The sequence below is a fragment of the Aquabacterium parvum genome (genome assembly GCF_001447195.1).
GTDB lineage: Bacteria > Pseudomonadota > Gammaproteobacteria > Burkholderiales > Burkholderiaceae_C > Aquabacterium > Aquabacterium parvum.
In genome coordinates this window covers 57,745-78,158 of the sequence record NZ_LFRI01000245.1, presented here as the reverse complement: position 1 = coordinate 78,158, position 20,414 = coordinate 57,745, and the positions used below count along the sequence as shown (strand labels likewise).

Genomic DNA, 20,414 nt, shown 5'->3' with positions numbered 1-20,414 from the left:
GCCCTGAGCGCACGCATTGCTGCGATCGTTCCGTACTTGGTTGTTTGCGCCTAGACTGATTCAAATGCAGAATTTGACCTTATCTACTGATGTACTTACATGGGCGGCCGATCAAATCGGCAGGTCCTATGAGTCTTTGGTTGAAGGTCTGGCAAAGCGCGAAAAAGATAGGGATCGGCTTCTTGAGGGGCGACTGACTCCCGCTCAAGCTGAGAAGGTGGCTAAGCTCACTGGAGTGCCATTTGGCCTGCTCTTTCTGTCGGTGCCGCCTACTATCCGACGACCTGCAATACCGGATTTACGTCAAACGGTAGATCCATTGCCCCTTAGTAAGGATTTTCAGGAGGCGTATGAAGATGCGCTTCGGAAGCAGCAATGGTACGCCGAGCATCTTAAGGAGGCCGGAGCAGAGCCATTGCCAATCGTTGGGAAATTTAATGCCAAATCTTCCCCCGCCGATGTGGCGGCAGATATTGTTAGTTCTCTTGGTATATCCGATGCTCTTCGGAAAACGGCTGCGACAACAGAAGATTATTTCAGTATTTTGGCCGAACGGATTGAGAATCTTGGCGTGCTTGTTATGAAGACTGGCATTGTTAAGTCTAATACAAAACGCCCGCTCTCGGTTAGTGAGTTTAGAGGATTCGCTGTAGCTGATAAAATTGCGCCGCTCGTTTTTATTAATGGGCGTGATGCGGAGGTGGCGGCAGTTTTCACGTTGATTCATGAGATTGCCCACATTTGGACTGGTCAAAGCGGCATATCGGATATAGGGCTTGCAAAGACGAGTAATCGTGGTATTGAGCAGCTTTGCAACCAAGTTGCTGCCGATGTTTTGGTTCCCAAAGATGAGTTTTCTCAATTTTGGAAGACCTTGGGGGACGTTTCTGCTGTAGCGAAAAAATTTCGTGTAAGCCGTATTGTTGTGGCTCGACGGGCGCTGGATTTTGGTTTTATTCAATACCAAGAGTATTCTGATATCGTAAATCAGAGTCGAATGAAACCCGCAAAAGCAGGGGGCGGGGGAGATGCATACCTCACAATACCTGTCCGAAATAGCAAAAAATTAACCGCAACAATTGTGAGAAGCACGATGGCTGGGGAAACATTGCTTCGAGAGGCGGCAACTCTTCTGCATGTGAAGCCAGATACGATAATGGAATTGGGGCGAAGGGGGAAGATTTTTGGCTAGCAAGTATTTGATAGATGCAAACATCTTCTTCCAGGCAAAAAACTTTTGGTACCAGTTCGGATTCTGTCAGCAGTTCTGGACGTGGCTTGAAGATGGGCACAGCGCGGATGTTCTTTTTAGCATAAAGAAGGTCAAGAAGGAAATAGCCGATGGCGTTGCTTCTTGTCCTGTCAAAGGCTGGGTAAAGCACTCGCTAGATAGCAGCTTCTTTCTCGATGACGAAAAGGTTGGGAAGGTTAATCTTCATTATGCAAGTCTCATGGATTGGGCTGCCCAGCAACAAGCTAAACAAGTATATTCGTACGCGGCCCTTGCAACCTTTGCAAATAAAGATAAGGCCGACGCGTATCTAGTGGCGGCGGCGAAGCATTACGACTGCGTGATTGTTACTGCCGAAACTCCAACCTCGGGTACAAAAGGGGTAAATAATATAAAAATCCCAAATGCTGCTAATGCAGTGGGTGTGCAGACAATAACCTTATTTCAGCTGCTGAGTAAGCACGCCGGACCAGCTTTTAAGTTTCAACCTTGAAGATGCGCTGGCGATTGTCCGGTTTTCCTCTGCATTACGGGGCAGGGCCGACCGCTATAAACGCCGCTGCAGGCAGCCTCTGCCAAAGCGAAGCCGCATCCTTGATACGCAGATGATGTAGACGCGCTGATCACGTGTTCCACATGGTGGGAACTGGGTCCCATAGCTCGCTACGCAAAGGCATTTAGCAAGTTGGCGAGAGTCGATGCCCAGATTGGCTAAAATCATCACCTATGCGTGCGTTCTTGTCTTCCTCAGCACCCCTCTACCGTCAGCGTTGGCGTAAGCCAGCGACCTGATCGACCTATTGCGCCCCTGCTGGGCGCCAGACTCCCCACCTGCATGTGACACTGGCTGTCCAGTGAGCAAAAAAGCGGGTATCAAAGCGGGTATCAAAACGAGGGCTGCCAAGAAATCCCTCATGAAATCAATAGGATAGAGCGCATATGCTGCTGATGATCGACAACTACGACAGCTTCACCTTCAACCTGGTGCAGTACTTCTGCGAACTGGGTGAAGAGGTCAAGGTGGTGCGCAACGACGAGGTCACCCTCGACGAGATCGCCGCCATGAAGCCCGATCGCCTGGTGCTTTCGCCCGGCCCCTGCTCACCCGCCGAAGCCGGTGTGTGCGTGCCCGCGCTGCAGCGCTTCACCGGCCAGCTGCCCATCCTGGGCGTGTGCCTGGGGCACCAGAGCATCGGTGCGGCCCTGGGCGGCAAGGTGATCCGCGCCCGCGAGCAGATGCATGGCAAGACCAGCGTCATCACCACCGATGAGCAGGGCGTCTTCGCCGGCCTGCCCAGGCAGTTCACCGTGATCCGCTACCACTCGCTGGCCATCGAGCGCGCCACGCTGCCCGAGTGCCTGCACATCTCGGCCACCACCGAAGACGGCGAGATCATGGGCGTGCGCCACAAGGGCTCGCTCACCGACCCCCACTTCGCACCCCTGGAAGGCGTGCAGTTCCACCCCGAGTCCATCCTGACCGAGCACGGCCACGCCATGCTGGCCAACTTCCTGAAGATGTGAGGCGCCAGCCATGAGCCAGATCACCGATCAGCAAGCCCTGCAGCGCGTCATCGAGCACCGCGAGATCTTCCACGACGAGATGCTGGGCCTGATGCGCCGCATCATGACCGGTGAGATGTCGCCCGTGGTCATGGCCGCGCTCATCACGGGCCTGCGCGTCAAGAAAGAAACGGTGGGCGAGATCACTGCAGCGGCGCAGGTCATGCGCGAGTTCGCCACGCCCGTGCAGGTCGATGACAAGCGCCACATGGTCGACCTGTGCGGCACGGGTGGCGACGGCGCCCACACTTTCAACATCAGCACCACGGCCATGTTCGTGGCCGCCGCGGCGGGTGCCCGCGTGGCCAAGCACGGCGGGCGCTCGGTGTCCTCGTCCACCGGCAGCGCCGACGTGCTCGAATCGCTCGGCGTGGGCATCAACCTGCAGCCCGCCAACGTGGCCCAGGCCCTGCTTGATACCGGCATCGGCTTCATGTTCGCGCCCAACCACCACGGCGCCATGAAGCACGCCGCGCCCGTGCGCAAGGAGCTTGGGGTGCGAACGCTGTTCAACATCCTCGGGCCCTTGACCAACCCGGCCGGTGCGCCCAACCAGCTCATGGGGGTCTTTCACCCCGACCTGGTCGGCATCATGGCCCGCGTGCTGCAGCGCCTGGGCTCCAAGCACGTGCTCGTCGTGCACGGCAGCGATGGCCTCGACGAAATCACCCTCAACGGCGACACCCTGGTGGCCGAGCTCAAAGACGGCGAGGTGCGCGAGTACCGCATCAACCCGGGCCAGTTCGGCATCGCCGAGCACGACGGCTCCATGCTCAAGGCCCAGACGCGCGAGATGTCGCAGGCCGTGCTGCAGCGCGTGCTGGCCAACGAGCCTGGCCCGGCGCGCGACATCGTGCTGATGAACGCCGGTGCCGCGCTGTACGCCGCCGATGTGGCGGACAGCCTGGCCGATGGCATCGAGCGCGCCCGCGAAGCCCTGGCTTCGGGCCGGGCCGCCGAGAAGCTCGAACAGTTCGTGCAGGCCACGCAGCGCCTGGCGGCTTCGCAAGCCTGATTCCGCCCTTCGCGCCAACAACGATCGCCGGCGAGCTCACCCGCGACGCCCCTGAAAGCCCACCTCATGTCCGACATCCTGCAAAAGATCGTCGCCGTCAAGCACGAAGAGATCGCGCTGGCGCTGAAAACCCGCTCGCTGGCCAACGTGCGCGCGCAAGCCGAGCAACGCAACAGCGACCTCAACGATGTGCGCGACTTCACTGGCGCCCTGCGCGCCAAGGTGGCCGCTGGCCAGGCCGCCGTCATCGCCGAGGTCAAGAAGGCCAGCCCCAGCAAGGGCGTGCTGCGCGAGCAATTCGTGCCGGCCGACATCGCGCGCAGCTACGCCCAGCATGGCGCCGCCTGCCTGAGCGTGCTGACGGACGAGCGCTTCTTCCAGGGCTGTGAGGCCTACCTGAAGCAGGCCCGCGAGGCCTGCAGCCTGCCCGTGCTGCGCAAGGATTTCATGGTCGATGCCTTCCAGGTCTACGACGCCCGGGCCATGGGCGCCGACTGCATCCTGCTGATCGCCGCCTGCCTGGACGATGCCCAGATGCGCGACCTCGAGGCCCTGGCCCACGAGCTGGGCATGGCCGTGCTGGTCGAGGTGCACGACGGCGAGGAGCTGGACCGGGCTTTGAAGCTCAAAACCCCGCTGGTTGGCATCAACAACCGCAACCTGCGCACCTTCGAGGTCACGCTGGACACCACACTGGGCCTGCTGCCGCGCGTGCCCGCCGACCGCCTGCTGGTGACCGAGTCCGGCATCCTGGGGCGCGAAGACGTGCAGCGCATGCGCGCCGCCGACGTGCACGCCTTCCTGGTGGGTGAGGCCTTCATGCGCCAGCCGGATCCTGGCGTGGCCCTGGCCCAGTTGTTCAACTGAACGCCAAAGCGGGCCATGGCAAGCAAGGCATCGGCACCGAAGCAGGTGCCTCAAGCGGCGCTGGATTTCGGTGCTGAGCCAGTGGGTGTGTCGGCTGTGTCTGCCTCGGCTGGCGAGCCTGCAGCGACCCAGGCGCCCGCGCTGTCACGCCCGCTCGACGACCTGTTCGATGCCGTGCCGCCCGACTGGCGGCCGCTGACCGATGCCTTCCGAGCCAGCCCGCAGGGCCGGGCCCTGATCGATCGTGTCGACCTGGCCCGCGCGGCGGGTGCGGTCATCTACCCCGACGAGGTTTTCCACGCGCTGCACCTGACGCGACGCGTCGACGTGAAGGTGCTCATCCTGGGCCAGGATCCGTATCACGGACCCGGTCAGGCCCATGGGCTGGCGTTCTCGGTGCGCCCGGGCGTGGCCATCCCGCCCAGCCTGCGCAACATCCGCAAGGAGATCCAGCGGGAGCTGGGCTTGCATGCGCCCGTGCACGGCTGCCTGCAAGGCTGGGCCGAGCGAGGGGTCTTGCTGCTCAACACCGCGCTGACGGTGCAGGCCGCCGAGGCTGGCAGCCACGCCGGCTGGGGCTGGGAGCTGCTGACCGACGCCCTGGCCCAGGCCGTGGTGGCAGATGCCGGTGCGCTGGTGGTGATGCTGTGGGGTGCGCATGCCCAGCGCAAGGCGCCATTGCTCGAAGCCGCGCGGCGGGCGTCGGGGCAGTCGCTGGACGACCTGCTGGTGCTGCAAAGCAACCACCCCTCGCCCTTGTCCGCCACGCGCGGGCCGTTGCCCTTTGTGGGCAACGGGCACTTTGGTCGGGCCGTGGCGTTCTGGCGTGAACGCGGTCAGGCGCTGGACTGGGGCTTGGCCTGAGGCCTGCCTGGTCCGGCGATGCCGGATTCGACGGGTTCAGTCCACGTACCAGACGCTCTGGATGGCGACGTGGTCGCCTTTGACCTTGTCGAGCTCCGGGAAGTCCTTGTAGCGGAAGGTCTCGTACACGTAGCGGCCCTTGAGGCTCCAGCCCGGCGTCACCGCGTACTCACCTTCGACGATGAAGCCGGTGCTGGCCTTCATGTCGAACTTGGCATCGAAGCGGGTGGTGTCGCCAGCAAGGCGGCCGTTGTCGATCTTGACCGTGGGCTGGGTGGACTTGCGCACACCGAAACCGATGCGTGCGCGGTCGGTGGCGTGCCACAGCAGCGTGGCCTCGACGGGGACGCGGCGGAAGCGGTACTTGGTGTTGTCCTGCCCGTTGCTCTGGTCGTTGTGGTACGCCACGACGGTTTGCAGGCTCCAAGGCAGGTTGCCCAGCTTCAGGCTCAGGCCCACGCGCAGGTCCAGGCCGTCGCCAGCCCTGATGTTGGTGACATCGTTGGCGCTGGCGCCCTCGGCGTCGTTCTGCACGCGCAGCAAAGTGTCGCCACCCGCAGCCAGGCCCACGCCGATGAACGGACGCAGCCCTGTTGGCGAATAGGTGTTTTCGGCGACTTGGGCGCCAGCCGTGGCGACAAAAGAGGACAGCAGGCAGGCTGCCAGCAAGGTCTTGCGCATCTTCTTCCCTGTTGAATGTTGGCTCAAGCGCCCGATTCTGCCCCAGTCGCGCCGAGCACGGGGAGGCCAGCAGGCGCCTTAGATCCCCCGTCAAGTGTGACTTTGACCAAACAGAGTGGCAATGCATGTGTTCTGAAACAGTAACCCACCCATGCTCGGGATTACACGGGGTTTGATCCCTCTGACACACTGGCCCTCAGCGTTTTCCCACCCTTTTGGGCGTGCGCAGGGCGATGCGGTTGATCCCTTGGCTGACCCATCCACCCATCGAACCCGCTCCAGCCCAACCGGATGAACACCATGAACGACCGCCAACACCCACTTCCCTCGCTGGGGGCAGCCTGCCCGCCGGCGTGCGCCTGGTGCTGTCGCCGCGCAACGGTGGCTTCGGGGCGGGCGTCAACATCGGTGTGGCTGCGTTGAGCACCGACCTGGTGCTGGTGCTCAACCCCGACACCTACTTCCTGCGCAACCGGGTGGAGGTGCTGCAGCGCTTGTTCACCGAGACGCCCAACCTGGGCATCGCCGGGCTCAAGCTCATCAACCCCGATGGCAGCCTGCAGTACTCGGCGCGGCGCTTTTATTCCCTGCTGGACATCCTGGCGCGCCGCACCCCTTTGGGCAACCTGGGGCCGCTGCGCAAGCTGGTCAGCAGCCACCTGCTCAAGCGCAACTGGCAGGTCGTGGCCGTTCCCGAGGTGGAGCTGGTGCACGAACACCAGCGCCACAGCCAGGCTGGCATCTGGTCCAGCTCGGGCCAGACCCACCTGCGCAGCATGGTGCGCTTCTTCACCAAGTTCGGCGTGCCCTGGGTGCGGCGTCCCCATCGCTCGAAGATGAAGTCGGCCTACCTGAGGTGGCGCAGGCAGGTCATCGAGCATGGGGTGGGCGCCCAGTCCGACGCCCAGGTCTGATCGACCCTGCCGGCCCCTGTGGCCGGCTTTGGTTTGGCTCTCGTTCCTCTCCACTCCTGGTTCGACATGAAGCGCATTGCCCTGGTCCTGTCCAGCTGCCTGCTGGTGGCCTGCACCCCGATGGGGAACCTGCAGCCCTCCGAGCAGGTGCGATACCTGACCGCCGAAGACCTGGCCGCCATGGCCAAGGAGCCCACGCGTGTTCAGGCGGGTGACACGCTGCGCATCGTGCGCGACGCGCAGGACCCGGCCATGGACTTGCGCAACCTGGTGGAAGACAGCCAGACCCAGCTCTACGTGGTGCGCCCGGACGGCAGTTTTTCCTTCCGCTTCGCCGGTCGTGTCGAAGCCGCAGGCAAGACACCCGATGAGCTCGCCACCGAGATCTCCGCCAAGCTCGACGCCTACTACCGCCAGCCCGGCGTGACCGTCAACATCGTGTCATCGCCCAGCAGCAAGGTGGTCATCGGCGGGGCCGTGCGCGCGCCCGGCGCCATCGACACCAACGCGATCGCCACGCTGGAGCAGGGCCTGTTCGCCGTCGGTGGCCTGCTGCCCGCGGCCGACCCCACCCACATCGCCCTGCTGCGCTTGAACCAGGCGCAGCGCTACCAGCTGTACTTCGTGGACATGAGCCGCATCCTGCAAAGTCAGTCGGGTGACGCGGCCACGCCCAACCTCGCCTTGCGTCGCGGCGACATCCTCTTCGTGCCCAAGTCGACCGCCGGCAACGTGGGCGATGGCGTGGAGGTCTACATCAACCAGATCCTGCCCTTCTCGCGTTCGCTGGGCATCGGTTATTCCTGGGGTGAGACCCGCGTGAAGTAAGGCCCGGCCCACATGATCGACATCCGTTCCTCGCGCGACATCGTCCGCCTCTACTACATCTTCCGCCGCAACTTCGTGGTGGCGATGGCCGTGACCGCGCTGCTCATCGTGGCCGGGGCCTTCTTCTGGCCGCCCAGCTACACCTCCGAGGCGCGCCTGCTGGTGCGCGCCGGCCGCGAGAACGTGACGGTGCCGCTGGACGTGGGCGAGCGCCAGGCCTACACGCCCTACGCCACGCAGCGCGACCCGATCGTCGACGACGAGAAGATGCTCACGGGTGACCCGGTGGTCAACCAGGTGGCGCGCCTGTACCTGGCCGAGGTGGCCGCCATGCCGGCACCCGAGGGTTGGAAGGCGCAGGTCAAGATCGCGCTCAAGAAGGGCGTGCAGGCCGTCATCGATGGCATTCGCTGGGTGACCGTGGCGCTGGGCCTGAGCGAGGCACAGAGCCCCGAAGATCGCCTGGCCACCAAGCTCGCCAGCAAGTTCAAGGTCAGCCACGGCATCGGCTCCAACGTGATGGAGCTGAGCTTCACCTGGGACGACCCGCTGACCGCGCAGCGCATCATGCAGACCTGGATCAAGGTCTACACCGATGAGCGCACCAACGTGCTCGGCCGCAAGAGCCTGGTGCCCTTCTACGACGGCAAGGTGCGCGGCGCCGACCAGCAGATCGAGTCGCTGAAAGAGCAGATGCGCACGCGCCTGGCCGCCATCGACGGCGTCAGCGCCGAAGAACGCCTGACCGCGCTGACCAAGCGCATCAACGAGCTGCGCGACCGCCAGGCCGAGGCCCAGTCCGAGAAAAGTGCCATCGAACACGGCGTGGCTTTTGCCACCAGCCAGGCCGGCCGCATGAAACGCGAGGTGGTGGCCGAGCGCGAGGTGGGGCTGAGCCCTTCCTGGATCGCCATGAGCGCCCAGTTGGCCGAACTCAAGCGCCAGCGCACCGACGCGCTGCGCGTGTACAAGGAGGGCGCACCGGCGCTGCAGGCCATCAACGAAAGCATCGCGGCGGTCGAAGCCCAGCTCAAGGCCGAAGAGCGCAACACCCAGCGCGCCGAGAAGCGCACACCCAACGAGTTGGGCGTGCTGCTCGAGCGCAACCAGCTTGAAAAATCGCTGCGCCTGCAAGAGCTGCGCTCGATCACGGCATCCATCGAGCGCGAGCTTGAAACCTTGGGCAAGGCGCGCGCCCGCGTGCTCAGCCAGGAGCCCGAACTCGCCCGCCTCGAACAAGCTTTGCAGGTGGCCGAGAAGTCTCGCCTGCTCTACCTCGACAGCCTTGAAAAGGCCCGCATCGACCAGGCCTTGGACGACAGCCGCATCAACAACATCGCCGTCATCCAGGCTGCGTCGTTCAGCCCCAGCCGCTCCAGCCCCAAGAGCCTGCTGATGCTGTTCCTGGCCTTGCCCGCGGGCGCCATGGTCGGCCTGTTGACCGTCTACATCAGCGCCATGCTCGACCAGCGCATCCACGATGGCGGCCGCATCGAAGCGCGCTTTGGCGTGCCGCTGTGGGGCACCGTCAAAGACGTCAAACCGGGCGAAGAAGACAACGAGTTCTACGCCAGCTTGCTGCGCATCGTGGGCACCTTGCCGATGGACCGCATCCGAGACAAGGGCCTGATCGTGGGCCTGGCCTCGTCGCGCAAGGGCGAGGGCGTGAGCTTTTTGATTGTGCACATGGTGATGCAGCTGCAAGCCCTGGGGCTGACGGTGCGCGTCAACCCCGAAGACGCCCGCGTGTCGCCTGGCGAGGTGGTGCTGATGAACGGCTCGAACCTGCTGAGCAGCCAGTCTGCCTTCGTTCGCCTGCGCCACGCCGACCTCAACGTGCTGGTCGTCGAGGCCCGCACCAGCGTCGTGCCCGTGGTGGAGAACGCCCTGGGCATGCTGCGCACCGCCTTCCGCCGTGTCGACGGCGTCATCCTCAACCGCCGTCAGTACGAGGTCCCGGCCTCGGTGATGCGCTTCTGGCAGCGTTGACCCATGCGTGGCATCCGAGTCGTCCTTTTGTCGCCCTTGCCGCCTGAGCGAACGGGCATTGCCGATTACGCCGCGAACTGGCGCCGCGCAGCCAATGGCGCCGGCATCGAGGTGCTGACGCCCCTGCAAGGCCAGCAGCCCATCGAGTCCTTGCAGGCCGCGCGCCGCTGGGTGTCCGAGCGCGACTGGTCTCGCGTGGACGTCGTTCACGCCGAGCTGGGTGGTGGGCGCCATGGTGAGTTTTTTGTGCTGGCGGCCTTGTCCGAATTGCGTGACAGGCCTGCGCTGTCGGCCACCGCGCACGACCCGGAGCGCCTGGTGTGGCGTCCGGTGGCGCGCTGGTGGCGTGCGCTCGATGGCTCGCGCGTGCTGCCCAGCTGGTTCAGCAAACTCACCGCCGTGCTGGTCGACCCGCACACGCTGATGTGCGAGCGCCGCCTGGCCAAGCGCCTCGATGGGCTGGTCACGCTCACCCGCACCGGGGCGCAGGCCCTGAGCAAGCGCATGCGCCTGGTGCCCGAGCGCGTCAGCGTCATCCCCCATGGCGTGCTCAGCCTGCCGGTGGCGCCGCTGCCCGATGACACCGTGCTGCGGGTGCTCTACTTTGGCTACATCTACAGCGGCAAGGGCATCGAAGACTTGGTCGACGCGGTGGGTCAGGTGGTCAAGCAGCACCCGGAACACGCCGGCCGCATCCGCCTGACGATCGCCGGGGGCACGGCGCCCGAGATGACCTTCGGCGGCGGTCGCAGCTACCTCGACGAGCTGCGCCAGCGCGTGGCCGACCGCGGCATCTCCGGGCATGTGGACTGGGAGCTCGACGTCGAAGAGCCCGACATCCCGGCACTCATCCAGCGCCATCACCTGGTGGTGCTGCCATACCGCGAGTCGCGCAAGCTCTCGCTGCTCGGGCAGATGCGTGGCACCAGTGGTGCGCTGGCCTGGGCCATTGGCTGCGGACGCGCGGTCATCACCTCCGACGCCCGCTCCTTTGCCGAAGAGATCTCGCACGGCAATGGCCTGGCCTACAAGCAAGGCCAGGTCGGGCAGCTCGCCCAGGCCCTGCATGGCTTGCTGGTCGACCCCAGCAAATTGATCGACTGGACGAAGGCCGCCGGCCGCGTCGCAGAGGCCCGTCAGTGGGACTGCACCGGTCACGCCTTTGCCGGGCACTTCCAGCAGGTCGTTCAGCGTCGAGGCAAGGCGCGGGCCCGTGCCGGCTTGCCCGTGGCCAACCGGGGGCAGGCGTGAGCGACGGCGGCGCAGGGCTGGATCGCCGCGCCTTGTTGCAGGCCGGCGGCGCCCTCGCGACCCTGACCGCTTCGGCCGCAGGCTGGGCTGCCTGGCCCTGGCAGAAACTGCCCGAGCAGGTGCTCAAGCCGGCGCGCACCGTGGTCTGGCAGGACTTCCTGGGCTTGAACGCCCAGCTGCAGTGGTTCCCGCCCGAGGTGGCGGCGCACCAGGTGCAGCGCATGAAAGAGCTGGGCCTGAATTGGGTGCGCCTGGGCTTGCACTGGATGCTGCTCGAGCCCAAAGAGGGGCAGTTCGACCTCGCCCCCATCGACCGCATGATGAAGCTCGTCGAAGGCAGCGGACTCAAGAGCATCGTCTACATGGTGGGCACGCCGCGCTTTGCCTCGTCGGTCGAAACGGGCAACCAGTACGAGCGCTACTTCGACAAGTTCCCGCCGCGCGATCCACGCCTGTACGCGCAGCGCCTGATGCAGGTGGCCAAGCGCTACCCGCAGGTCAACGTCTGGCAGGTCTGGAACGAGCCCAACATCCTGGGCTTCTGGGCCCCCAAGCCCGACCCCGAAGGCTACGGTCGCATGCTGCTGGCCTCGGTCCAGGGCCTGCGCGCCACCGTGCCGGGCAAGCCCATCGCCATGGCCGGCATGGCCTACTTCAGCGAGATGGGCGACGGCAGCGGGTTGATGATCGAAAAGCTCGGCCGCCTGGGCGCCTTCAACCTCGACGTCACCGTGGCCTACCACCCGTACACCACGAAGGCGGAGGGCTCCGACGCCGACGCCCGCGACTTCGTCAAGCGCGTGGTGCCCGCTCACCAGTGGCTGCGCTCGGCTGGCGTCAAGCAGATCTGGGCCACCGAATGGGGCTGGTCGAGCTACAAGGGCCCGGTGGAAGAGCAGCCCATCGTCGGCGAAGACGGCCAGGCCGACTTCACGCTCAAGCGCCTGGCCCTGATGGCCGCGCTCGATTACGACAAGGTCTTTCTGTTCACCTTGTCGGACCTGGACTCGCGCGCGTCCGAGCGCGACCAGCACTACGGCCTGCTGCGCCTGAACGGCGAGCCCAAGCCCGTGTTCCACGCGCTCAAGCGCTTCCTGCAGGTCTGTGGCCCCCGCCTGGAGCCCGACACGCCGCCGGCCGTGGAGGCCGTCAAGGGCGATGCCCCAGAGGGCCTGGTCAGCATCGGCTGGCGCCGCCCAGATGGCTCGCGCCTGTGGATGGCCTGGGCCGAGAAGAAGGCCGAGGTGCGCATCGCCGCTCAAGGCAAGGGCGCGGTGCTGCACCACCCCGTCTCGGGCCGGCAAACCCCCATCGAGCCCAACCAGGGCAAGCTGCGCCTGACCCTGGAGCCGGGCCTGCAGATCCTGGTGCAGGCCGCTGCGACAACCTCGGGGAAGCCGTGAAGTCCCTGCGCATCCTCTGGACCCTGCCCTACCTGCCCTGGCCCGTGACCAGTGGCGGCAAGTCCCGGCAGTTCAACCTCATCCGCGAGATGGCGGCGCGCGGCCACCGCCTCACGCTGCTCATCCAGTCCAAGACGCCGGCCGACGAGGCCACGCGCCGCGTGCTGGGCGCGCTGGCCGAAGAGGTCATCGTGCTGCCGCGTCGCCCGCTCAAGCACCCTGCCACCTTGTGGCGGGCGGCCATGTCGCGCCAGCCCTTGCTGACCACCATCAACGGCCACGCGCCGGCCTTGAGCGCGCGCTTCGAGCGCTTGCTGGCCGAGCAGAAGTGGGACATCGTGCAGGTCGAACACAGCTACGGCTTTCAGCCCTTCGAGCAGGCCTTGCGCCGCCACCGCCAGCGCTTCGTCATCACCGAACACAACGTCGAGTCGGCGCTGGGTTCGGCCACCTATGGCAAGTGGCCGGCGTGGCTGCGAGGCCTGGCCGCCTGGGACCAGCGCCGCGCCCGACGCTGGGAGCGCCACGTGTTGGCCCAAGCCAGCGCCATCGTCGCGGTCACGGACGCGGACGCCGGGCAACTCGGTGTGATAGGCAATGGCCGGCCCACCCACGTGGTCAGCAATGGCGTGGACACGCACGCTTTCGCTGCCGTGCGGCACGACGCGGCCTCGCGCACCGTGCTCTTTCTGGGCAACTACGAGTACGCGCCCAACGTCGATGCCGTCGAGTGGGCCCTGACCGACATCGCCCCGAAGGTGTGGGCCCTGGCGCCCGATGTGCGTTTTCGAATCTGCGGCCATGGCATGCCGCAAGCCTGGGCCAAGCGCTTCCCTGATGAGCGCATCGAGTGGCGTGGCTACGTGCCCGACCTGACCGAGGTGCAGTCCCACAGCGCCGTGTTCATGGCGCCGCTGCGCTTTGGCGGTGGCTCCAAGCTCAAGGTGCTCGAGGCCATGGCCGCGGGCCTGCCGGTGGTCTCCACGCGCGAAGGCCTGTCGGGCCTGCCCATCATCGACGGACGCCACGCCCGCATCGCAGACACGCCCGAGGCCATGGCCCAGGCCCTGATCCAGGCGCTGGACCACCCTGATGCCGCCCGGGCCATGGGCAACGCCGCTCGGGCGCTGGTGCAGGCAGAGTTCGACTGGTCTGCGGTGGCCGCACAGCTCGAAGGCGTCTACGCCTCGGTGCTGACTGGCGATCGATCTGCCAGCGGGGTGCACTGATGCACCAGGGCGCTCGCGCCTCGCTGCTCCTTCCGGTCACCCTGGGGGCGCTGTTCGCTGCCTTGATGGTGCTGACCACCCCGGTGCTGACCGGCATCGCCCTGGTGGCGCTGGCGTCCCTGCTCTTCGTGGTCAGCCAACCCAAGCGCGGCTTCCTGCTGTTTTGCCTGTTGGCGCCCGCCCTGCCCTGGATGACGATCTCGCTGGGCGTGCGCATCACCACCTCCGAAGCGCTGCTGGCGCTGACCTGGCTCGGTGTGTTCTGGCACTGGCTCACTGGCACGTTGCCGGGCATCCACTTTGGTCCCACCGAGCGGCTGGTGGCCCTGTTCCTGGGCTGGACCGTGGTTCCGCTGATCGTGGGGCAGTTCATCCCCGAAGGCGATGGCATCGGCCCGGTCAACTGGGTGCGCTACCTGCTCAACGTCTCGCCCATCGCTTTGTTGCCCATCCTCGCGCCCACGCCGCGCGAGCGCGAACAGGTCATCCTGTGCCTGCTGCTGGGCTTCGCGCTGCTGGCCTGCATCTCGCTGGGGTTCTTCTTCGCAGGCCGCGACGCGCGCCTGATGGTGCCGTTCCTGACCAAGCTGCAGTACGCCCACCCCGAGGTCATCGCCGACATCTTCGGCGCCGACCCGGGCCGCATGGCCTCGCCCTGGGTGCACCCCAACTCCACTGGCGGCGCCATGCTGCTGGCCGCCCCGTTGGGCCTGTTCTACGGCGTGGCCAACGTGGGCTGGCGTCGGGCGCTGGGCTGGTTCGTGGCCGTCACCTCGTTGGCGGGCATCGTGTTCTGCGGCTCTCGCGGCGCCCTGGTGGCCATGGGCGTGATCGTGATCTGGCTGGCCTTCAAGCGCACGCCCTATGCCTTGCGCGGCCTGGCCATCGCAGGTGTGCTGGCGGCCGTCTTCGTGGCCACCTACCCACCCGCCCAGAAGCGCTTTGCCTCGCTGTTCTCCAGCAACGACGTCAGCACCGGCGTGCGCTTCGAAGAGTACAAGCGCTTCCCCGAAAACGCCTTGCGCTACCCGCTGGGCCTGGGCTTCAAGGCCGACACGCCCGCCTCGTCTCCCGAGAAGGACGTCTACGGCATCTCCAACCTGTGGCTCAACTACTGGTTCAAGCTGGGCCTGCCGGGCATGGTGCTGTTCATCCTGGCCACGCGCGCCTGGTGGCGTGAGGTGCGCATGCCCGGCCGCTTCGAGCGCGTGGACCGCAGCAACGCCATGCGCATCGCCACCGTGGGCACGGTGCTTGCGGCGCTGTCCACCGGTTTCATCGACCACTACTTCAGCTTCACGCAGGTGCTCATCGCCCTGTTCTGGCTGGTGTTCGCCTTGGGCTTGCATTACGCCCGCACGCCCGACGCCGCCTTGTCATCGTCGTCCTCACATCCGATCCGACCATGAAACACCGCATCTATCACAGCAACAACGTCCGCCAACGGCTGGGCGAGTACGCCGCGCGCTTGGGTGTCGCCGAGCCGGAGCTGCAGACCGCTTACGACTGGTGCCTGGCCAACAACGTCGTCTTCGAGAGCCAGGGCAAAGGCCCGGACGACGTGATGGTCCACATCGCCAGCCTGGACATCCGCCAGCGCATCACCGAGCCGCTGGCGCGCCGGCTGTTCGTTGCGCTGTTCGACGAGGTCCCCGGGCGCAAGCTGCCTCTTTACGGCAAGAATTGGCCGACCCTGGTCGACCGCATGCGGCGCGTCTGGGAACAGGTCTACAACATCCTCATCAACAAGATCCCCAGCCACACCTTGCGCGTGAATTGGCTGCGCCTGGGCGGCGCCAAGATCGGCAAGGGCTCGTCCATCTGGCGCAACACCGAGGTCATCGGCGTCGAGAGCCTGACCATCGGCGATGACTCCTGCATCGGCTGGCATTGCCAGATCGACGCGCGCTCGGGCCTGACCATTGGCAACCACGTCACCATCGCCTCTCACGTGCTCATCGTGGCGGGCGGGCACGACCTGGAGGCGCCCGAGTTCTGGTCGGTGTCCGCGCCCGTGCGCATCGACGACTGGGCCTGGGTGACTTCGCGCGCCATCGTGCTGCCGGGCTCGCACATTGGTGAAGGCGCCGTGGTCTCGGCCAACACCACCGTGAGCAAGAAGGTCGAGCCCTACACCATCGTGGCCGGCTTCAGCGCCAAGCCCGTGGGCCAGCGCGTGCGCAACCTCAACTACAAGGTCGGCGGGCGCAGCCTGTTCGCCTTCCTGCACTGAGCGGGCGGCCTGAGCATGCTCGGAGCGTCTGGCGCCCTCACCCTGGTCACCGTGGCCGGTCTGGCTGCGGGCCTGGGTCGAGAGTGGCTGCTGGTGCACAACTGGGGCGCGGGCGCGCGCACCGACGCCTTCCTCGTGGCTTTGTTCCTGCCCGAAGCCATCCGCATGATGCTGGGCGGCGGCCTGCTGTCGTCGGCGGCCATGGCCTGGTGGCAGGCTTTGCCCGCACACGAGCGGCCGGCTCAGCTGTCGCGCTTCACCATCGGCATGGCCGGCGTGGGCGTGGTGCTGGCGTTGCTTTGCTGGCTGGCGCGCGAAGGCCTGCTGCGCTTCATCGGTCCGGGCATGGACGCTGCCCATCTGGTGGCGGCCGAACAGGCCCTGGCGGTGCTGGCCTGGAGCCTGCCCGCCTTCATCCTGCAGGCCGCTTGGTCGGTGCCCCTGCACGCCGACGGGCGCTACCTGCTGCCAGGCTTCGCTTCGCTGGCTTACAACCTGCCCGCAGTTGCCTGCCTGGCCTGGCTCGGGCGCGACTGCACCGAAACCGCCGTGGCCTGGAGCTTCGTGGGTGGCGCGGTGTTCAGCGCCCTGATCCTGCTGCCCGGCGTGCGCCGTTTGGGCCTGCCCTGGCGCGAGTTGCGCTGGTCGGGTGCGCTCATGCGTCAGATGGGCAAGCAGGTGGCGCCGCTGCTGGGCAGCGCCCTGACCGGGCAGGGCGTGGCCCTGCTCGAGCGCGTGGTCGCGTCCTACCTGGGCGATGGCGTCATCACCTTGCTGAACCTGGCGCGCAAGCTCGCCAACCTGCCGCTGGTCGCGCTCACGGCGGTCAGCCAGGTGCTGCTGGGTCTGATGAGCCGAGGTCAGGCCGCAGACCGTGAGCCTTTGCTACGCCAGGGGCTCGCTGCCAGCACCCTCATCACCACCCCGGCGGCGCTCGGCCTGCTGATGTCGGCGCCTGCGCTGGTGGCCTTGTTGTTTCCCGGTGTGACCGGCACCGACCGCTTGGCCCCGTTGCTGGGCTGGTACGCCGTGGCCCTGGTCATCGCCGGCTGGAACGCTTTGCTGGCGCGCTATTGCCACGCCGCCGGAGACACCCGCTTGCCCTTTGCCTGCGACCTGGCTGGCAGCTTGGCGCAGGCCATCGCCATGCCTTTGCTGGCTTGGGCCTTTGGCCTGATGGGCCTGGCGGCCGCGACCCTCATCGGTGTGGCGGTGACGGGCGCCATGCTGCTGCACCACAACGGCCTGTGGCCGCGCGTGGACCTGGTGCGCCTCGTGCTCGTGTCGGCCTTGCCGCTCGCAGCCGGCGGGCTCAGCCTGGGCAGCCTGCCTGCCGAGCCCGCACTCCGTTTGGCCGCAGCCACCGCCGCCGGCCTGCTTTGCCTGGGCCTGGTGGCCGCCGTGTTGCGCCCCTGGCGGCAGTCACGGGGACGTTGATGGCGAATCGAGCCCGTTGCTGCAGTTGAAGCCAAGATGAAACGCGCCAACCACTTCGATGTCCTGCGCCTGGCCGCTGCCGCTGCGGTGGCCATGCTGCACCTCATCGACCTCACGCGCCTGCCCACCTTCGAGCGTTGGCTGGGCTGGATGCCTTTGCAGTTCGGCCTGCCGGTCTTTTTCGTGCTCAGCGGCTACCTCGTGAGCATGAGCTGGGGGCTGCGCCCCGGCTGGCGGTCTTACCTTGAGCGCCGGTTGCGCCGCATCGTGCCTGCTTACGTGGTGGTCGTGCTGTTCTGTGCAGTGGGGGGCGTGCTGCTGTCCACGCACGGTTGGCAGGCCTATTTCAGCGCGCCCGCTTGGTGGCGCCACCTTGCTGCCAACCTCACCTTCCTGAACTTTCTGCAGCCGGGCCTGCCTGGTGTGTTCGCCGACAACCCTGTGCCCGGGGCCGTCAACGGCGCACTCTGGACGATCAAGGTCGAGCTGATGTTCTACGCCGTGGTGCCCCTCTTCATGGGCGCTGTCAGGCGTTGGGGTGCCACGCCGGTCTTGTTGGCCGGCTATGTGCTGTCAGCTTGCTGGTGGACCTTCTTCACCGATTGGGCTGTGCAGACGGGGCGCCCAGTCGGTCACGAAATTGCCAAGCAGATGCCGGGGCAGCTCATGTACTTCCTGGCCGGTGCCTGGGCCTGGTGTGAGCGCGAGCGCGTGGCCCGCTGGGGCAGGGCGTGGGGCCTGGGAGGCATGTTGGCCTTGATCTGCCTGACCTGGTTGGACGGGCCCCGCACCGCAGGCGCCGATTGGCCCGACGTGCTGGTGCCATGCTGCCTGGCGGCGTTCGTGAGCTGGCTCGCCGTTGGCGTGCGCCCGCAGTCTTTGTTCGAGCTGCGATACGACCTGTCTTACGGCATCTACCTTTGGCACTTCCCGATCATCCAGGCCCTGGTGAGCCTGGGTGCGTTCGAGCTCGCGCCCTGGCCCGTGGCCCTGTTGGCGGCGGTGCTGATTGCCGCCATGGCCTGGGCTTCATGGCACCTGGTCGAAGCCCCGGCCTTGCGCCGCACACACCACACTGCCGCAGCCACGCCTGTGGTGTCCTGAGCACAAACTGCAGGAGGCCGCGGCTGTTTCCGTGGTGCCGCAGCCTCAGCGTGATTTTTCGCCACGATGCTTGCGAATGCTTGATCGGCTGTGCTAAAGTCTAGGGCTTGCCTTGGAGGGGTGCCCGAGTGGCTAAAGGGGGCAGACTGTAAATCTGTTGGCTTACGCCTACGCTGGTTCGAATCCAGCCTCCTCCACCAGGCAAACCTGCTTTGCTGAACGCATCAGGGCGCCATGCAGCATGCATGTGCGGCGTGTGCGGGCAGCGGAATGACTCCCGAGCGGGAGTAGTTCAATGGTAGAACCTTAGCCTTCCAAGCTAATGACGCGGGTTCGATTCCCGTCTCCCGCTCCAAGTGGTCAAGGTTCTGTCATCGTCAACGTGATACCATCGCGGTCTTCGCCGGAATGGCGGAGGCTGTGTCAGGTCGACACGGGTTTGGGTTCATCACCCGATCCCATACCCGTGTCGATGCCCATGTGGCTCAGTGGTAGAGCACCCCCTTGGTAAGGGGGAGGTCGGCAGTTCGATCCTGCCCATGGGCACCACACCCCCCCTTTCCCTTCTCTTCCTATTTCAGGATCGCTAGGAGCGACAAACATGGCAAAAGGTAAGTTCGAGCGGACCAAGCCGCACGTGAACGTCGGCACCATCGGTCACGTTGACCACGGCAAGACCACCCTGACGGCTGCCATCGCAACCGTTCTGTCCAAGAAGTTCGGCGGCGAAGCCAAGGCTTACGACCAGATCGACGCAGCGCCTGAAGAAAAGGCCCGCGGCATCACCATCAACACCGCTCACGTCGAGTACGAAACGGCCAATCGCCACTACGCTCACGTTGACTGCCCCGGCCACGCCGACTACGTCAAGAACATGATCACCGGCGCTGCCCAGATGGACGGCGCGATCCTGGTGTGCTCGGCCGCTGACGGCCCGATGCCCCAGACCCGTGAACACATCCTGCTGAGCCGCCAAGTGGGCGTGCCTTACATCATCGTCTTCCTGAACAAGGCCGACATGGTGGACGACGCCGAGCTGCTGGAGCTGGTCGAAATGGAAGTGCGCGAACTGCTGTCCAAGTACGACTTCCCTGGCGACGACACCCCGATCATCAAGGGTTCGGCCAAGCTGGCACTGGAAGGCGACACGGGCGATCTGGGCGAGCAAGCCATCATGCGCCTGGCCGAAGCCCTGGACACCTACATCCCCACGCCTGAGCGCGCTGTGGACGGCACCTTCCTGATGCCCGTGGAAGACGTGTTCTCGATCTCGGGTCGCGGCACCGTGGTGACCGGCCGCATCGAACGCGGCGTGATCAAGGTTGGCGAAGAAATCGAAATCGTCGGCATCGCTGCCACCCAGAAGACCACTTGCACCGGCGTGGAAATGTTCCGCAAGCTGCTGGACCAAGGTCAAGCTGGCGACAACGTGGGCATCCTGCTGCGCGGCACCAAGCGCGAAGACGTGCAGCGCGGCCAAGTGCTGTGCAAGCCCGGCTCGATCAAGCCGCACACGCACTTCACCGGTGAGATCTACGTTCTGAGCAAGGACGAAGGCGGCCGTCACACGCCGTTCTTCAACAACTACCGTCCTCAGTTCTACTTCCGCACGACCGACGTGACCGGCTCGATCGAGCTGCCGGCCGACAAGGAAATGGTCATGCCTGGCGACAACGTGTCGATCACCGTCAAGCTGATCGCCCCCATCGCCATGGAAGAAGGCCTGCGCTTCGCCATCCGTGAAGGCGGTCGCACCGTCGGCGCCGGCGTCGTGGCCAAGATCCTCGACTGATCCATGACGTGTT

18 protein-coding genes and 3 tRNA genes are annotated in these 20,414 nt (G+C 65.5%); 20 read left to right on the top strand and 1 reads right to left on the bottom strand.

Translation table 11 applies throughout. The features are described 5' to 3' along the window. The first annotated feature begins 64 nt into the window (after nucleotides 1-64). The 6 genes from ABG80_RS21355 (at nucleotide 65) to ABG80_RS09255 (ending at nucleotide 5,540) form a co-directional block, all read left to right on the top strand. A complete protein-coding gene (locus ABG80_RS21355) occupies nucleotides 65-1,192 on the top strand; it encodes an ImmA/IrrE family metallo-endopeptidase (RefSeq protein WP_083505957.1) in 1,128 nt (375 codons plus the stop codon). Further along, complete coding sequence (locus tag ABG80_RS21350) at nucleotides 1,185-1,724, top strand: DUF4411 family protein (RefSeq protein ID WP_083505956.1); 540 nt, start codon at nucleotides 1,185-1,187, stop codon at nucleotides 1,722-1,724. The genes ABG80_RS21355 and ABG80_RS21350 overlap by 8 nt, the downstream gene beginning before the upstream one ends. A 446-nt stretch (nucleotides 1,725-2,170) precedes the next feature. Further along, nucleotides 2,171-2,755, top strand: a complete 585-nt coding sequence (locus ABG80_RS09270) for an aminodeoxychorismate/anthranilate synthase component II (RefSeq protein ID WP_058087425.1) — start codon at nucleotides 2,171-2,173, stop codon at nucleotides 2,753-2,755. Between the two features lie 10 nt (nucleotides 2,756-2,765). After that, complete coding sequence (trpD, locus tag ABG80_RS09265) at nucleotides 2,766-3,809, top strand: anthranilate phosphoribosyltransferase (RefSeq protein ID WP_058087424.1); 1,044 nt, start codon at nucleotides 2,766-2,768, stop codon at nucleotides 3,807-3,809. A gap of 66 nt (nucleotides 3,810-3,875) precedes the next feature. Continuing rightward, a complete protein-coding gene (gene trpC / locus ABG80_RS09260; RefSeq protein WP_058087423.1) occupies nucleotides 3,876-4,676 on the top strand; it encodes an indole-3-glycerol phosphate synthase TrpC in 801 nt (266 codons plus the stop codon). A 15-nt stretch (nucleotides 4,677-4,691) separates the two neighbouring features. Continuing rightward, nucleotides 4,692-5,540 (top strand): uracil-DNA glycosylase, encoded by an 849-nt coding sequence (locus ABG80_RS09255; RefSeq protein WP_152987551.1) that lies wholly within the window; start codon nucleotides 4,692-4,694, stop codon nucleotides 5,538-5,540. 36 nt (nucleotides 5,541-5,576) lie between these two features. Here the strand turns inward: ABG80_RS09255 and ABG80_RS09250 are convergent, their stop codons facing one another. Continuing rightward, nucleotides 5,577-6,221, bottom strand: a complete 645-nt coding sequence (locus ABG80_RS09250) for a porin family protein (RefSeq protein WP_058087422.1) — start codon at nucleotides 6,219-6,221, stop codon at nucleotides 5,577-5,579. Nucleotides 6,222-6,574: 353 nt separating this feature from the next. Here ABG80_RS09250 and ABG80_RS09245 point away from each other — a divergent pair, with 353 nt between their 5' ends. From ABG80_RS09245 to tuf, 14 genes are all read left to right on the top strand, one after another. Next, a complete protein-coding gene (locus ABG80_RS09245) occupies nucleotides 6,575-7,135 on the top strand; it encodes a glycosyltransferase family 2 protein (protein WP_058087421.1) in 561 nt (186 codons plus the stop codon). A 66-nt stretch (nucleotides 7,136-7,201) separates the two neighbouring features. Further along, complete coding sequence (locus ABG80_RS09240) at nucleotides 7,202-7,963, top strand: polysaccharide biosynthesis/export family protein (RefSeq protein ID WP_058087420.1); 762 nt, start codon at nucleotides 7,202-7,204, stop codon at nucleotides 7,961-7,963. A 12-nt stretch (nucleotides 7,964-7,975) separates the two neighbouring features. Next, entirely contained in the window at nucleotides 7,976-9,952 is a 1,977-nt protein-coding gene (locus tag ABG80_RS09235; RefSeq protein WP_058087419.1) for a GumC family protein, read from the top strand. Nucleotides 9,953-9,955: 3 nt separating this feature from the next. After that, complete coding sequence (locus ABG80_RS09230; protein ID WP_200964291.1) at nucleotides 9,956-11,203, top strand: glycosyltransferase; 1,248 nt, start codon at nucleotides 9,956-9,958, stop codon at nucleotides 11,201-11,203. Then, nucleotides 11,200-12,606, top strand: coding sequence for a beta-galactosidase (locus tag ABG80_RS09225; RefSeq protein ID WP_058087418.1), 1,407 nt, complete (start codon nucleotides 11,200-11,202; stop codon nucleotides 12,604-12,606). The genes ABG80_RS09230 and ABG80_RS09225 overlap by 4 nt, the downstream gene beginning before the upstream one ends. Beyond that, nucleotides 12,603-13,835: a glycosyltransferase family 4 protein gene (locus ABG80_RS09220; RefSeq protein ID WP_200964290.1), complete on the top strand. Its 1,233-nt coding sequence runs from the start codon at nucleotides 12,603-12,605 to the stop codon at nucleotides 13,833-13,835. Before ABG80_RS09225 ends, ABG80_RS09220 begins: the two co-directional genes overlap by 4 nt. After that, nucleotides 13,835-15,244 carry an O-antigen ligase family protein gene (locus ABG80_RS09215; RefSeq protein WP_058087417.1) on the top strand — a complete coding sequence of 470 codons (1,410 nt, stop codon included), beginning with the start codon at nucleotides 13,835-13,837 and terminating at the stop codon, nucleotides 15,242-15,244. Before ABG80_RS09220 ends, ABG80_RS09215 begins: the two co-directional genes overlap by 1 nt. Further along, nucleotides 15,241-16,068, top strand: coding sequence for an acyltransferase (locus ABG80_RS09210; RefSeq protein WP_058087416.1), 828 nt, complete (start codon nucleotides 15,241-15,243; stop codon nucleotides 16,066-16,068). The genes ABG80_RS09215 and ABG80_RS09210 overlap by 4 nt, the downstream gene beginning before the upstream one ends. Before the next feature lie 15 nt (nucleotides 16,069-16,083). After that, entirely contained in the window at nucleotides 16,084-17,505 is a 1,422-nt protein-coding gene (murJ, locus tag ABG80_RS09205) for a murein biosynthesis integral membrane protein MurJ (protein WP_058087415.1), read from the top strand. Nucleotides 17,506-17,541: 36 nt separating this feature from the next. Continuing rightward, on the top strand, nucleotides 17,542-18,609 hold the full coding sequence (locus tag ABG80_RS09200; protein WP_058087414.1) for an acyltransferase family protein: 1,068 nt from the start codon (nucleotides 17,542-17,544) through the stop codon (nucleotides 18,607-18,609). Nucleotides 18,610-18,723: 114 nt separating this feature from the next. Next, nucleotides 18,724-18,809, top strand: a tRNA-Tyr gene (locus ABG80_RS09195). An 81-nt stretch (nucleotides 18,810-18,890) separates the two neighbouring features. Continuing rightward, nucleotides 18,891-18,964: transfer RNA gene (locus ABG80_RS09190), tRNA-Gly, on the top strand. Between the two features lie 119 nt (nucleotides 18,965-19,083). Beyond that, nucleotides 19,084-19,158: transfer RNA gene (locus ABG80_RS09185), tRNA-Thr, on the top strand. A gap of 52 nt (nucleotides 19,159-19,210) precedes the next feature. Continuing rightward, the gene (gene tuf, locus ABG80_RS09180) at nucleotides 19,211-20,401 is read left to right on the top strand and encodes an elongation factor Tu (protein WP_058087413.1); all 1,191 of its coding nucleotides are present in this window, start codon (nucleotides 19,211-19,213) and stop codon (nucleotides 20,399-20,401) included. Nucleotides 20,402-20,414 lie beyond the last annotated feature (13 nt).

What these genes read in the sequence shown, in the direction of transcription:
- ABG80_RS21355 (WP_083505957.1), top strand. Translation starts at nt 65, where the DNA reads ATGCAGAATTTGACCTTATCTACTGATGTACTTACATGGGCGGCCGAT.
- ABG80_RS09270 (WP_058087425.1), top strand. Translation starts at nt 2,171, where the DNA reads ATGCTGCTGATGATCGACAACTACGACAGCTTCACCTTCAACCTGGTG.
- trpD (WP_058087424.1), top strand. Translation starts at nt 2,766, where the DNA reads ATGAGCCAGATCACCGATCAGCAAGCCCTGCAGCGCGTCATCGAGCAC.
- trpC (WP_058087423.1), top strand. Translation starts at nt 3,876, where the DNA reads ATGTCCGACATCCTGCAAAAGATCGTCGCCGTCAAGCACGAAGAGATC.
- ABG80_RS09255 (WP_152987551.1), top strand. Translation starts at nt 4,692, where the DNA reads ATGGCAAGCAAGGCATCGGCACCGAAGCAGGTGCCTCAAGCGGCGCTG.
- ABG80_RS09250 (WP_058087422.1), bottom strand. Translation starts at nt 6,221, where the DNA reads ATGCGCAAGACCTTGCTGGCAGCCTGCCTGCTGTCCTCTTTTGTCGCC.
- ABG80_RS09240 (WP_058087420.1), top strand. Translation starts at nt 7,202, where the DNA reads ATGAAGCGCATTGCCCTGGTCCTGTCCAGCTGCCTGCTGGTGGCCTGC.
- ABG80_RS09235 (WP_058087419.1), top strand. Translation starts at nt 7,976, where the DNA reads ATGATCGACATCCGTTCCTCGCGCGACATCGTCCGCCTCTACTACATC.
- ABG80_RS09230 (WP_200964291.1), top strand. Translation starts at nt 9,956, where the DNA reads ATGCGTGGCATCCGAGTCGTCCTTTTGTCGCCCTTGCCGCCTGAGCGA.
- ABG80_RS09215 (WP_058087417.1), top strand. Translation starts at nt 13,835, where the DNA reads ATGCACCAGGGCGCTCGCGCCTCGCTGCTCCTTCCGGTCACCCTGGGG.
- ABG80_RS09210 (WP_058087416.1), top strand. Translation starts at nt 15,241, where the DNA reads ATGAAACACCGCATCTATCACAGCAACAACGTCCGCCAACGGCTGGGC.
- murJ (WP_058087415.1), top strand. Translation starts at nt 16,084, where the DNA reads ATGCTCGGAGCGTCTGGCGCCCTCACCCTGGTCACCGTGGCCGGTCTG.
- ABG80_RS09200 (WP_058087414.1), top strand. Translation starts at nt 17,542, where the DNA reads ATGAAACGCGCCAACCACTTCGATGTCCTGCGCCTGGCCGCTGCCGCT.
- tuf (WP_058087413.1), top strand. Translation starts at nt 19,211, where the DNA reads ATGGCAAAAGGTAAGTTCGAGCGGACCAAGCCGCACGTGAACGTCGGC.